This is a genomic window from Lutispora sp. QWL-02, from assembly GCF_058315355.1.
In genome coordinates, this window is the sequence record NZ_CM177762.1 from 1,404,117 (window position 1) to 1,417,601 (window position 13,485).

Genomic DNA, 13,485 nt, shown 5'->3' on the forward strand with positions numbered 1-13,485 from the left:
ACAGTTTATGGAGGAAAATTTATTAGAAATAAAAAATCTTCACGTTCATTATATAACTGACAATGAGATAGTAAAAGCTGTAAACGGTATTGACTTATATTTAAAAAAAGGTGAAAGCTTGGGTCTGGTAGGAGAAACAGGTGCTGGCAAAACTACTACAGCTCTTTCTATAATGCAACTGGTTCCCGATCCTCCCGGAGTAATAACGGATGGAGAAATCATATTTAAAAACAAAAATTTAATATACAACACAGATAAAGAGAATCAGGAAATGAGGGGCAATGGAATATCAATGATATTTCAGGATCCTATGACAGCCCTAAATCCTATTATGACAATAGGAGAGCAGCTTGAAGAAGTAGTGATAAAGCATAAAAAAGCAAGCAAGCATGAGGCAAAGAAGATTGCAGTAGGATTTCTTGAAACAGTAGGTGTAAGAAGTGACAGATATAATGATTATCCCCATCAGTTTTCGGGAGGAATGAAGCAAAGGGTTGTTATAGCTATGTCGCTTTTGTGCAATCCCGAAATATTGATAGCTGATGAGCCTACTACAGCTCTGGATGTTACTATTCAAGCTCAAGTGCTCAAGATAATAAAAGAGCTGATCAATAAATATAATATGTCCATGCTGTTAATAACCCATGATTTGGGAGTAGTTGCTGAAACCTGCGATAGAGTTGCAATTATGTATGCAGGAGAGATAGTGGAAACAGGAAGTGTATACGAAGTATATAAATACCCTAAACATCCCTATACTCGCGGGTTATTTGACTCTATACCTAAGCTGGATATAGATGAAGAAAAACTGGTGCCTATTGAAGGCTTGATACCCAATTCCGCAGATTTACCTTGTGGATGCCATTTTCATCCCAGGTGCAAATATAAACAAGACATATGCAAAACTATAGAACCGGAGATAAAAGGTGAAGATCATTTGTATAAATGTCATTTTTCACTTTTCTAGGAGGCATTATGAGTTATTTATTAGAAGTTAAAAATTTGAAAAAATATTTTACAGTGCCTAATGGTTTGCTTCATGCTGTAGACGATGTTTCTTTTTCCATCAAAAAAGGAGAAACCTTAGGCATAGTGGGCGAGTCAGGCTGCGGTAAGAGTACTCTTGGGAGAGTTATACTAAGACTCCATGAGCCAACATCCGGCAGGATACTTTATGAAGGAATGGATATAACAACCTTCAGCAAAAGTGAAATGATTCATATGAGAAGGAATATGCAGATAATTTTCCAAGATCCTTATGCATCCTTAAATCCGAGATTCACTGTGGCTCAGATAATCGAGGAACCCCTTAAGATTCATAAGCTGTATAAAACCTCTGGGGAGCGAAAAGAAAGAATAGAAGAGCTAATGGAAATGGTAGGTTTGTCAAAAAGAGTATACAATTCCTACCCCCACGAATTCGACGGAGGCAGGAGGCAGCGCATAGTTATAGCCAGGGCACTATCCATAAATCCTCAGTTTATTGTGTGTGATGAGCCTGTAAGCGCCTTAGATGTTTCTGTTCAAGCACAGATACTTAACTTGATGATGGAACTGCAAAAAAAGCTGGGCCTTACATATATCTTCATATCTCATGATTTATCTGTGGTTAAGCATATTTCAGATAATGTAGGGGTCATGTATTTGGGGCAGCTAATAGAGAAAGCTTCAAAGAAAAAAATTTTTAAAAAGCCTCTTCATCCATATACAAATGCGCTTTTATCATCTATACCTTCAATAAATGTTGATGTAAAAAAGGAAAGACAAATATTAAGAGGAGAGATTGCATCTCCCATTAATCCGAAGCAAGGGTGCAGGTTTGCTAAAAGATGCGAATTTGCAGCTGACATATGCTTTAACTCAAACCCTAAATATGTAGAGGCAGAAGAGGATCATTTTGTTGCTTGTCATAGATTTGAAGAAGCAGCAAATGATATTTAATCTGGGATAAATCTTTATTTACGGAGGTGGTACAACTAAATACAATAGATTTTATTCAAAAGGAATTCAATATATTAAAGGCGGAGGGAGAAAAATGAAATTAAGAAAAACAGTATCATTATTACTATGTGCATTGCTTGTACTTGCAATGCTGACGGGATGCAAGCAGCAAAATCAAGAGCAAGCTGAAGGAGCTGCTGCAGGAGAAGCACCGGAAGTAACAATACTTTCTATAGCTAAGAATGAAACCGCAGTAAATGTAGTCAGAGACCAGCTTACAAAAAGCGGATTTAGGGTAAAGCTAAATCTTCAGCCTGATTACAGCAGTTATGCCGCTCAGGCAGAAGCTAATAATTTTGACCTTTTGATTGGAGATTGGACAACTACTATAGGAAATGGAGACTATGCAGTTAGAGCTCTATTCAGAAGCGATGGTTCAAGCAACAGAACAGGAATAAACGATCCTGAAATAGATAGTTTAATTGACAAAGCCGCAACCTTAACCAGCGATAAGGCTATAGATGTGTATAGGGAGTTTGAGGAGAAATTAGTAAATGAAAATGCATATGTTATTCCCTTGTATAATACGATCAAATCATGGGCATACAACAAGGAAGTTATGAAGCCTGTGAGAATTAAAAAGGGCCGTGAAGCGGCATGGGAGCAATTTGACTTTGTAGATGAATCTAAAAGAGATACCGCAGTACTGGTAATAACCGACATATTTGACACTATTACATCTTTAGATCCTATAAAAGCTAATGATGGAGCAACGGTTATGAATAATGCCAATATGTTTGTAAGGTTGATGAATCTGGATGATGAAAATATACCTACAACTGTGGGTACATTATCATACAATTATGCAATAGCTGAGGGAAATTCAGAAGTTTATTTCATATTGAGAGACGACATTAATTTTACTAAAGTAGAAAACAAGCATGCAGTAGATTCCGGAGTTATGGTAGGAGGAGAGGATGTAGTATACTCTTTAAACAGAGCTATGAATAAGGATTCGGTTCCAGAACATAGAACATATAGCGTACATGCCTCCTTAAAGAGCGCTGAAATATTGACGGATACTTCGGAGCTTGATAATGTAAAATTAACGGGAAGCAGCAAATCTATAAGAGAAGAGCTTGAAAAGGGATTAAAAACACCTATTAGTAAAATTATAGAAAACAAAAAAGATGTTAACAATGCCAAGGGTAATTATCAGATAATAAAAGTGACCACCAAAACACCTTTCCCCCAGATACTTAATACTCTGGCTCATCCATCAGCGGGCATAGTATGCAAAGAGCAGATAGAAAAAATTAACACCTATGACATAGCTACTTATGACAGGACCAAGGATATAGCATACGGAGACCAAAGCGTTATAGTTGAAGGAGATACTTATAATAATCATCTGTACTGCAGCGGACCTTATATTCCCATTTATAAAAATGACTATGAAATATTCTTTGAAAAGAATCCTAACTATATGAGAGGCACTGAATCTGAACCTAAAGTCGCTAAAATTTCAAGTAAGATCATAAAGGATGTAGATAGTTCGATATCAGCGCTTAGAAGCGGAGAAGTACATTTTGTAAAAAGACTTGAGGTTCAGCACTATGATATAATAAAAAATGAAGCAAAGCTTCAGCTTATACAGATACCTTCAAACAGCGTTCATCACATGGATTGCAACATGAACCCCAGCAGTATATGCAGTGATGAAAACATAAGAAAAGCCATACTGTATTCTGTAAACCAAGACGAGTTTGTTGCTGTATTTAATAATCAGGTTAAAAAGGCATTTTCAACATTAACACCTGTAATGGATACTGGGTTGGAACATAAAGCAGATCTTGCAAAGGCAAAGGAATATTTGAACGCATACTTTGAAAGTAAGAAATAGTAACCTGGATTTAGCTTTAGATATTTTCTAACTATGAGTTCATATAGAGATAAACCTTAATTGCAATAGTGCAGATAGTAATTTTATAAATAGCTTCTGCACTGTTGCTATATAGATGGATATGCAGATATATATTTATCATGCAGAAAATGAAAGAATTGGTTGGAGGCTAAAAATGGACAAAAACTACGGATTGTTAAAAAGCTTAATCGAATGCGTATCCCCTTCAGGGAGTGAAGAAAGTATAAGGTCTTTAATAGAAAAAGAGGTAAAAGACTTTGCCGATGAGATTTATACGGATCCCTTAGGCAACCTTATAGTACACAAAAAAGGCAAAGGCAAAAAGGTAATGCTTGCGGCTCACATGGATGAAATAGGAATGATGGTGACCTCTATAGATGACAAAGGCTATATTAAAGTGTGCAGTCTTGGCGGCAATAATCCAATCAGTGTAGCAGATCACAGGGTTGTATTTGCCAATGGTATAGAAGGAGCACTGCGTTGGAACGCAATGGAAAACCATGGGGATCTAAGCTTTGAAAATTTATACATAGATATAGGTACGGAATCAAAAGAAGAAACAGAAAGCAAAATTAAAATAGGTGATATATGCGTATTAAAATCCAACTATTATGAAAGCGACAGTTGCATAATAGGGAGATCAATAGATGACAGGATAGGATGCTATCTTCTTATAGAGGTTATAAAGAAGAGCATAGATACAAAACATGATTTATACTATGTATTTACAGTACAAGAAGAAGTAGGCTGCATCGGAGGAAAAACTGCGGCTTTCAGCATTAAGCCGGATATAGGAATAGCGGTAGATGTAGTTCCTACTGGAGATGTTCCATCAATAAACGGAGCATATAAGGACTTGCCTGTTAAATTTGGCGGAGGGCTTTCTGTGAGAGTAAAAGACGGAAGCTTTATAGCAAATAAAGCATTAAACAAAGCTATTATTGAAGCTTCAAAAAAGGAAAACATTAGATATCAGATAGATGTTTTGGCAAGGGCAGGCACAGATGCTTCCGGTATGCAGCAATCTGGAGGCGGAGCAGTTAGTACAAGCTTAAACATGCCTATGAGATATATACATACCGCCAATGGAATGATATATAAGGAAGATATAAAAGAGGCACTAAAACTACTGTGTGTTATATTAAAAATGAACATATAGTTTCATATTTGGAGGTAAAAATGAACATAGATTATAAGCTGTTAGAAAAATTAGTTAACTGTATATCTCCATCGGGAAGTGAAGAAATAGTAAGGGAGCTAATAAAAGAAGAAACTAAAGCTTTTGCTGATGAAGCATATGTAGATACGTTAGGCAATCTCATAGTTCATAAAAAAGGTAAAGGTAAAAAGGTAATGCTTGCAGCACACATGGATGAGATAGGAATGATGGTAACCTCTATAGATGATAAGGGCTATATAAAAATATGCTCCTTGGGCTGGAATAATCCTATAAGCTTAGCGGGAGGAAGGGCTGCTTTTGCCAATGGAACTGAGGGAGTTATACATTGGAACAGAAGCCTTGAGAATCATGGCAATTTAACATTTGAGGATTTATTCATAGATATAGGAACTACATGCAAAGAAGATACAGAGAAAAAGATTGACATAGGAGATGTATGTATACTAAAGTCGGATTTTTATGAGAATGAAAAGTTTGTTATAGGACGCAACTTTGATGATAGGATAGGCTGCTATCTTCTAATAGAAATGCTCAAGCAGAACATTAAAACGGAGCTTGACGTTTACTATGCCTTTACAGTACAAGAAGAGGTAGGCTGCAGAGGAGGAAAGATTGCTGCATTCAATATAGCTCCAGATATTGGCATCGCTGTTGATGTTGTATCTACAGGTGACTATCCCATTGAAAAAGGATATAGCAAAGACCTGCCTGTTAAGCTGGGATCAGGACCTTCGGTAAGGATTAAAGACGGAAAGATAATTTCTGATAAAAACCTAAATGAGGCCATTATAAATATAGCCAAAAAAAATAATATAAAATATCAGGTTGATATACTGCTTAACGCGGGCACAGATGCGGCATCAATGCAGCAAACAGGATCGGGAGCGGCAAGCACATGTATAAACATACCTACCAGATATATACACTCCCCCAATGAAATGATCAGTAAGAGAGATATAGATGAAACATTGAAGCTTCTGTGCGCTTTTTTAGAGGAATACAATAATTGAGGCCAGCCATATAATAAGCAAACAAAAAATACAATCGCTGAGGAGGATCAGAATTGATAAAAATAAATAAAGACAGATTGGTAATGCAGTCGGTTCAAGGAAAAGTTCATAGTCCTATAGTAAAAAATCCCTATAGAATAAGTAGTGAAGGTCAGGGGAAAATTCTTCCGGCTACAGGTGGCATCAGCTATAATGTTAAGGTAGGAGATTCATGCATGAACTGGGTTGGAGATCATGTGGAGCCTGGAGTCAGCATAAAAAGTGAGAGCCCCGAGGAAAATAATGCTCTCATGATGCTGTCGTGCATAGGCAATGAAGCCAGAATTATTACCGGAGAAGGGAAGGGCGGAAAGGGCTATGTTACAGGTATGCATGGTGGTATTGATCATGTTCTGATACATTTCAAGGATGAGGATATGGAGAAAATGGCCATAAATGACGTGATATTAGTAAAGGCCTTTGGACAGGGTCTTCAAATTGAAGGCTTTGAAGATGTAATTTGTATGAACATAGATCCGGCTTTGTTTGAAAAAATAGGAATAGTAAAAAATGATAAGGGTGTTTTAGAGGTTCCTGTTGTCACAGAGATACCTGCGTACCTTATGGGTTCGGGCATAGGAAGCTCAACAGCCTTTATGGGCGACTATGATATAATGACCGGGGATAAGGAAGCAAATAAAAAGTTTGGAATCGACAAGCTGAGATTTGGGGACTTAGTCCTTTTGAGGGATTGTGACAACACCAATGGACGTCAGTACTTAAACGGAGCGGTGTCTATAGGAGTTGTGGTGCACAGTGACTGCATACAGTCCGGCCACGGTCCGGGCGTCACTGTAATCATGAGCTCAAAGACCTCAAAAATAAAAAGCTTAATCAATGAAAAAGCTAATATTGGTCATTACTTAGATTTTTTATAATTAAAAGTACTTTTTAGAAAGAAAAATATATAGAACAAGAAAACCACCGATAAATCGGATGGTTTTCTTGAATTATTTTAAATTAAGATTTTTATATTACAAATGATAAAAATCTTAAAACTTCATAATAATCATTTGATTTAAACTTTATTGTATTTGCTGATATTTGCTGTGCACCGGGATAAAAAGAATTTCTATAGGCATCAAAATGTTGTTTATAAGCTAATTCTACATCGAAGTATTCCGGTAGGATTATTGTATAACCTTTAAGATCTCTATTCAGTGCTGCTGCTGCCTTTTCTTCTATTTGTTCTTCTGCTAGAATAGGATTTATACTGATAGTTGAACTTCCTAATCCCTTTTTAGTTGCAACAGTTACGATGTTTTTACTTATTTCCTTAGCTTTTTTGCAAACTTCTTCATCTCCGCTGATAAAAACAGTTGGTACTCCCAAATATGCTGCTGCATAGGAGTGTATATGGAATTCACCAGCCAATTTTCCGTTAAATTTTAGATATGATATTTTGGATGAATTCATGGTGTGGGCTGTGGGGTTGCCGGGGGAGCCGGCTGCATCATGATAGCCAATAAATAATAGAGCATCAAAGGTATTATCAAGGCCTCCTACCATTGCCAAAGGACTTCCAGTCCAACCTCTGATCAATTTGGCGTATTTAGGAAGACAGTTTTGATCAATATTTCGCCCGCTTCCATGTGAATCTTTTACTATTACTTCTTTAGCTCCTGCATTTTTAGCTCCTCGGCATGCTGCTGCAACTTCTTTTCCCATTTGTTGAACAAGCTCAGGATATAAGGAGCCATTGGCTCTTGCATCTTCCCAAACAGTTAAACCTGTAACGCCTTCTATATCTGCACTTATGAATACTTTCATTGCGATACCTCCTAATTTTTATTTTGTATAAGCAGATTTTACAGTATTATACTATCATATTTACAGGCACCGCCTTTTTTCTATAATAAACATATTTACATGCTAATTTCATGCCAATATTAAAACTCTGATAAAAGCTGTTTGTATAAGAACCCCTTTTACCCTTTGAAGCAAGATAAGTATATTTGCATAGAAATTCTTAAGCATGTATAATAATTATAATCATATGATTTCATTCCAGCAACTCAAGTCATACTAAAAATAATAAAACATTAAAGTCAAAAGAGGTTTTAATATGAATAAGAGAATTGCCATTGCAGCATATGACCGGAAAAGCACATGTTATTACCGCGATCAACTAAAGGCTTTATTTAAAGACAATGTTGATATTGAGCTTTACTCTGTTGAAGATAAGAGCATTTCCAATATTAATGCGGACATTGTTTTGGTATCTACTCATTCAATATATGAAGCAGTAAAAAGACAAGTCAGCAATTGCAGTGATATTTTAATAGCAGATATCACTTTGAAAAAACATGCACTGGAAAAGATTATGAATATACCGGAAAATACAAAGGCATTATTGGTTAATACGAATGCTGAAATGGCGATAGACACTATCGCATTAATCTATCAGTATGGTGTTACTCATATAGATTTTGTACCTTATTACCCAGGAAAAGAAGATTTCCCGGATATAAATATAGCGGTTACACCTGGGGAAGCAAAACTTGTACCTAAGAATATCAGCAAAATAATTGATTTAGGGCATAGAGTATTATCTGTAAAAACTATAGTAGATATTGCAATAAAGCTAGGTTTGGATTATTTGCTGCAAACATATGCCTTCCAGAATTATTTTGAGGGCTTGGTTGAAAACAGTTATGGCATAGAAAGTCTTCTTGGGAAAACAAATGTGCTTGAGAAACAACTGGATCTGATGCTTCAAATACTGGATGAAGGAATAATTGGGTTAAATTCTAATGGAGCAATATGCTTTTTAAATGATGCGGCGGAGAAAATTATAGGAACTATGAAGGAAAATGCTATAGGGAAATATGCTGAAGAAATTATTAACGATTTATCATTTAAAGAAGTGTGGGAAACAAAAAAAACCATTAAAGGAAAAGTGATTAAGCATAAAGGAAATTATCTAGTTTTATCAATTTATCCTATTATCAATTTGGACAGCATTAAAAGCTTTATAGTTTTAATAAAGGAGTTTACAGATACCGAAAAGCAGCAGCACAATCTTAGAAAGCAGATACTTGCTAAAGGGCATATAGCAAAATATAATTTCTGCGATATTATTGGACAAAGTTCTGCTATAAATTATGCTAAAGAAACAGCAAAAAAAATGGCTCTTTCAGATTCCTCCATATTAATATACGGCGAAAGTGGAACGGGTAAAGAACTATTTGCTCAAGCAATACATAACAATTCTAAAAGGAAGGACTATCAATTTATAGCAGTAAATTGCGGAGCCATTCCAGAAAACTTACTTGAGAGTGAATTGTTTGGATATGAGGAAGGAGCATTTACCGGTGCCAAAAAGGGTGGCAAATTAGGCTATTTTGAGCTGGCTCACCAAGGGACTTTATTTCTGGATGAAATAAATGAGCTGGCTTTAAATCTCCAGTCTAAGCTTTTGAGAGTTCTGCAGGAGAAAGAGGTAGTTAGAATTGGGGGAGATAGTGTAATAAGTGTTGATGTAAGAATTATAGCAGCAACAAATAATGATTTGAAAGAACTTGTTAAGGAAAAAAAGTTTAGGAAGGATTTATATTATAGATTGAATGTTTTACCGTTAAATATACCTCCTTTGCGACACAGAAGGGAAGATATTCATTTGCTTATTCAGTATTTAAAAAAACAAATGAATGCGGATTTTGAATTGACAGATGAGGCTTTAGCCAGAATCCAACAATATGATTGGGAAGGAAATGTAAGAGAATTGGGAAATTTTGTGGAACGCTTAATGTATATAGGACAAGGAAGAATAGACTCAAATGATATAAGCTCATTCCTGCCTGAACATACAGTTGTTGCATTCATGACCGAGTCTGAAAAGCGTTTATTGGAAAGCTTTAGAAGGAGTATTTGGGGAAATGATTCAAAACATTTGTTTATAATGGAGGAATTAGAAAAAAGCTTTATAAACAAATGCCGCCTTGGCAGAAGAAGTATATCAAAAATCGCTGTGGAGAAAAATATCTATTTAACTGAACAGGAAATAAGAAATATAATTTCGGATTTAAAGCTATACAAAATGGTGGAGATATCTAGAGGCAGGGCAGGTACGGAAATAACAGATTTCGGGTTAAAGGCTCTTAATGCTATTAGAAATAATGAAGCAGATGATGATCATATTCAATAACACATCTTTTTATCATAAAGTTTTCCAAAAACTATCTATGAAGTTGGCATGGATTTTGCATTTATATAAATAAAATATAACATTAATGCTAATTTTAATAATTAATGGAGGTTCTTAAATGAGTAAAATAATAATTACTGGGAACACGTTGACATTAGAAGAAGTTATAAGAGTATGCAGAATGTATGAGCAGGTAGAATTATCAGATGTGGCAAAGGATAAAATATTAAAATCAAGAAAAGTTGTAGATTATTTTGTAGACAATGAAACAGTAGTATACGGTATAACTACAGGCTTCGGAAAGTTCAGCGATGTAACAATAACTAAGGAAGAATCAAAGCTTTTGCAAAGGAATCTGATAATTACACATGCAGTAGGAGCAGGAAAGCCATTTGAGACAGAAATAGTAAGAGGAATAATCCTATTAAGAATTAATAATCTAGCGAAAGGGTATTCAGGAGCAAAATTAGAAACTATACAAACGATGATATCCATGCTTAACAAAAAGGTTCACCCGGTAATACCTGAAAAGGGCTCATTAGGTGCTAGCGGAGATCTGGCTCCGTTAGCTCATATGGTTCTGCCTATGATAGGGCTGGGAGAGGCAGAATACAAGGGAGAAATATTACCCGGCGGGGAAGCCATGAAAAGGGCAGGGATACCTGTAATAGAGCTGACCTCAAAGGAAGGGCTTGCATTGATAAACGGCACCCAGGTAATGACATCGGTGGGAGCCCTTGCTCTATATGATGCCATAAACCTTGCAAAGGCTTCAGACATAGCAGCGGCGCTGAGCTTCGAAGCACACAATGGGGTAACTAATGCTCTTGATAATAGAGTGCATGACGTACGTCCCCATAAGGGACAATCAGACACTGCAAGGATATTGCTGCAACTGCTGGAAGGAAGCAAAAATACAACAAAACAAGGAGAAATAAGAGTACAGGATGCTTACTCGCTAAGATGCTCACCACAAGTTCATGGGGCAAGCAAGGATGCAATAAACTATGTAAAGGAAAAAGTAGAAATAGAAATGAATTCAGTAACAGACAATCCAATAATATTCCCCGAAACATTGGAAGGAATATCAGGGGGAAACTTTCACGGACAGCCAATGGCATTAAGCTTTGACTTTTTAGGAATAGCACTATCAGAGCTTGCAGATATATCCGAAAGACGTCTTGAAAGACTGGTAAATCCGGCTTTAAGCGGACTGCCTGCATTTTTGGTCAAACATGGGGGACTAAACTCAGGATTTATGATAGTACAATACTCAGCAGCATCCTTGGTATCGGAAAACAAAGTACTTGCACATCCTGCAAGTGTAGACAGCATACCGTCATCAGCAAACCAGGAAGACCATGTATCTATGGGGACCATAGCAGCAAGAAAAGCAAGAAGCATAATGGAAAATGCGAGAAGAGTAATAGCCATGGAAATAATGTGCGCATGTCAGGCAATAGACTTAAGAGGGAGCAAAGGTCTTGGTAAAGGAACATCACCTGTATATGACACCATAAGAAAATCAGTACCGATGCTGAAAGTAGACAGACCCTTATATGAGGACATAAACAAGTGTGAAAGCCTCATAATAAACGGTGAGATAATCAAAACAGCAGAGTATTCAGTTGGGGAGATGTCTTTTTAGCAATATCAGTGGGTATTACAGCATATGTGGAAATAATTATGAAATAGTGCTGCACGATATCCAAAACCCCAACTCATCCATAATTGCTATAAGAAATGGACATATCAGTGGGAGAAAAATCGGCGGACCAATGACAGATTTGGCATTAAAGCTTATGAATGAAAAGTATTATATGAAAAACGACTATGTTGTTAACAGCGGACGAACAAAGGACGGCAAGCTTTTAGCATCTTCAACCTTTTTTATTAAGGATGAGAACCAAGAGCTCATTGGCATGCTGTGCATCAATAATAATTTAACTGATATGATAAGCTACGATAATTATTTGACATAAAGCCATTATCAGTTCAAATGCAGCACCTGAGAGAATGTCGCCCGAAGAAAAGATGGAAATCGTGAAGCAGCTGGAAAGTCAGGGTGTATTTTTACTAAAGGGACCCGTACAAGAGGTTGCAAAGCATCTCAAGACATCAGAAACGACGATATACAGGTATTTAAACAAAACAATATAGTAAAATAACAGAATATATAAAATATTAATAAAAAGTGGGGTAAATAAAATTAAAAATGGGAATTGCAAAACTACAAAATATGGAGAATGCAAGCGGTGGGCGGACTCTTCAATGTTTTGGAAATTGCAAGGGAAAAAGGCTGCTCAGTATTTACGCCCAGCTCGATTGCTGGATTTGGTCCGATACACCAAAGACAAAAAACTCCTCAGGACACTTTGCAAAGGCCTACAACTATGTATGGTGTTACAAAAGTAGCGGGGGAGCTTTTATGCGATTACTATCATAAAAAATTTGATGTGGACACCAAAGGCGTACGCTTCCCGGGACTGATATTCTATGAGATACTGCCGGGTGGAGGAACCACTGACTATGCAGTACACATTTATTACGATGCATTGAAGAGCAAAAAGTATGTTTCATATATTGCAGAAGGTACTTTGATGGATATGATGTATATGCCTGATGCTCTAAATGCCATATCTGCTTTAATAGAAGCAGATGCTTCAAAGCTGAAGCATAGGAATGCATTCAATATTACAGCTATGAGCTTCGCACCAGAGCATATAGCTGCAGAGATAGAGAAGCATATACCCTGAGTTTGAAATAAGCTATGATGTTGATCCGGTAAGGCAAGCAATTGCGGATTCTTGACTGGACTTATTGGATGACACGCAGCAAGGCAGGAATGGGGCTGGGCTCCTAAATATGACTTAGCCTCAATGACAGCGGATATGCTGGCTAAGCTCAAAGAAAAGAATATAAAAGTAATCATATAATGTAATGCCCCATCTCAAACGTATAAAATGAGGTGGGGCATTATACGAGGGATGTTATAATGTTAAAGACAAATATGGATAAGCTGATTATGCAGTCGGTTCAGGGTAAGATGCACCATCCGGTATCAACATTTCCATATAGGATCAGTGCTGTGCGTAGGGGTGTGCAAACTTAAAAGGGGTGTGGAAATTTAGAAGCCGGGATTGCCCGGTTATTTTTATAGAATAGTACATAAACGAAGTCAGATATGCGTGGCAGTATAATTCGGGTGCATATGCCTTGACACCTGTCACCAGGTACCAGGGTG

General features: G+C 36.7%; 11 protein-coding genes and 1 pseudogene. 11 read left to right on the top strand and 1 reads right to left on the bottom strand.

All coding sequences use genetic code 11. The annotated features are described in order from the left end of the window. Positions 1-7 precede the first annotated feature (7 nt). The 6 genes from AC4HCY_RS06465 to AC4HCY_RS06490 all read left to right on the top strand — a co-directional run bounded on the left by AC4HCY_RS06465 (position 8) and on the right by AC4HCY_RS06490 (position 6,972). Positions 8-967: an ABC transporter ATP-binding protein gene (locus AC4HCY_RS06465; RefSeq protein WP_323430737.1), complete on the top strand. Its 960-nt coding sequence runs from the start codon at positions 8-10 to the stop codon at positions 965-967. Positions 968-975: 8 nt separating this feature from the next. Then, positions 976-1,941 carry an ABC transporter ATP-binding protein gene (locus AC4HCY_RS06470; protein WP_323430738.1) on the top strand — a complete coding sequence of 322 codons (966 nt, stop codon included), beginning with the start codon at positions 976-978 and terminating at the stop codon, positions 1,939-1,941. A 94-nt stretch (positions 1,942-2,035) separates the two neighbouring features. Next, positions 2,036-3,844: an ABC transporter substrate-binding protein gene (locus AC4HCY_RS06475; RefSeq protein ID WP_491095625.1), complete on the top strand. Its 1,809-nt coding sequence runs from the start codon at positions 2,036-2,038 to the stop codon at positions 3,842-3,844. Between the two features lie 175 nt (positions 3,845-4,019). Beyond that, a complete protein-coding gene (locus tag AC4HCY_RS06480) occupies positions 4,020-5,024 on the top strand; it encodes a M42 family metallopeptidase (protein ID WP_323430740.1) in 1,005 nt (334 codons plus the stop codon). Positions 5,025-5,044: 20 nt separating this feature from the next. Beyond that, on the top strand, positions 5,045-6,055 hold the full coding sequence (locus AC4HCY_RS06485) for a M42 family metallopeptidase (RefSeq protein ID WP_491095626.1): 1,011 nt from the start codon (positions 5,045-5,047) through the stop codon (positions 6,053-6,055). Positions 6,056-6,108: 53 nt separating this feature from the next. After that, the gene (locus AC4HCY_RS06490; RefSeq protein ID WP_323430742.1) at positions 6,109-6,972 is read left to right on the top strand and encodes a DUF4438 domain-containing protein; all 864 of its coding nucleotides are present in this window, start codon (positions 6,109-6,111) and stop codon (positions 6,970-6,972) included. A gap of 91 nt (positions 6,973-7,063) precedes the next feature. Here the strand turns inward: AC4HCY_RS06490 and AC4HCY_RS06495 are convergent, their stop codons facing one another. Beyond that, positions 7,064-7,864, bottom strand: a complete 801-nt coding sequence (locus AC4HCY_RS06495; protein WP_491095627.1) for a M55 family metallopeptidase — start codon at positions 7,862-7,864, stop codon at positions 7,064-7,066. Positions 7,865-8,159: 295 nt separating this feature from the next. Between AC4HCY_RS06495 and AC4HCY_RS06500 the strand changes: the two genes are divergently transcribed. From AC4HCY_RS06500 to AC4HCY_RS06520, 5 genes and pseudogenes are all read left to right on the top strand, one after another. Next, positions 8,160-10,241: a sigma-54 interaction domain-containing protein gene (locus AC4HCY_RS06500; RefSeq protein ID WP_323430744.1), complete on the top strand. Its 2,082-nt coding sequence runs from the start codon at positions 8,160-8,162 to the stop codon at positions 10,239-10,241. Between the two features lie 118 nt (positions 10,242-10,359). Continuing rightward, complete coding sequence (hutH, locus tag AC4HCY_RS06505; protein ID WP_323430745.1) at positions 10,360-11,889, top strand: histidine ammonia-lyase; 1,530 nt, start codon at positions 10,360-10,362, stop codon at positions 11,887-11,889. Beyond that, positions 11,870-12,223, top strand: coding sequence for a helix-turn-helix transcriptional regulator (locus AC4HCY_RS06510; protein WP_491095628.1), 354 nt, complete (start codon positions 11,870-11,872; stop codon positions 12,221-12,223). The genes hutH and AC4HCY_RS06510 overlap by 20 nt, the downstream gene beginning before the upstream one ends. Positions 12,224-12,275: 52 nt before the next feature. Further along, complete coding sequence (locus AC4HCY_RS06515) at positions 12,276-12,401, top strand: helix-turn-helix domain-containing protein (RefSeq protein ID WP_491096088.1); 126 nt, start codon at positions 12,276-12,278, stop codon at positions 12,399-12,401. Between the two features lie 101 nt (positions 12,402-12,502). Beyond that, a pseudogene (locus tag AC4HCY_RS06520) lies at positions 12,503-13,177 on the top strand (NAD-dependent epimerase/dehydratase family protein); the annotation flags it as partial. Positions 13,178-13,485 lie beyond the last annotated feature (308 nt).

Bases quoted from the DNA above. Each gene is read 5' to 3' on its own strand.
- AC4HCY_RS06485 (WP_491095626.1), top strand. From the start codon at position 5,045: ATGAACATAGATTATAAGCTGTTAGAAAAATTAGTTAACTGTATATCT.
- AC4HCY_RS06495 (WP_491095627.1), bottom strand. From the start codon at position 7,864: ATGAAAGTATTCATAAGTGCAGATATAGAAGGCGTTACAGGTTTAACT.
- AC4HCY_RS06515 (WP_491096088.1), top strand. From the start codon at position 12,276: ATGGAAATCGTGAAGCAGCTGGAAAGTCAGGGTGTATTTTTACTAAAG.
- AC4HCY_RS06475 (WP_491095625.1), top strand. From the start codon at position 2,036: ATGAAATTAAGAAAAACAGTATCATTATTACTATGTGCATTGCTTGTA.
- AC4HCY_RS06480 (WP_323430740.1), top strand. From the start codon at position 4,020: ATGGACAAAAACTACGGATTGTTAAAAAGCTTAATCGAATGCGTATCC.
- AC4HCY_RS06470 (WP_323430738.1), top strand. From the start codon at position 976: ATGAGTTATTTATTAGAAGTTAAAAATTTGAAAAAATATTTTACAGTG.
- AC4HCY_RS06500 (WP_323430744.1), top strand. From the start codon at position 8,160: ATGAATAAGAGAATTGCCATTGCAGCATATGACCGGAAAAGCACATGT.
- hutH (WP_323430745.1), top strand. From the start codon at position 10,360: ATGAGTAAAATAATAATTACTGGGAACACGTTGACATTAGAAGAAGTT.
- AC4HCY_RS06465 (WP_323430737.1), top strand. From the start codon at position 8: ATGGAGGAAAATTTATTAGAAATAAAAAATCTTCACGTTCATTATATA.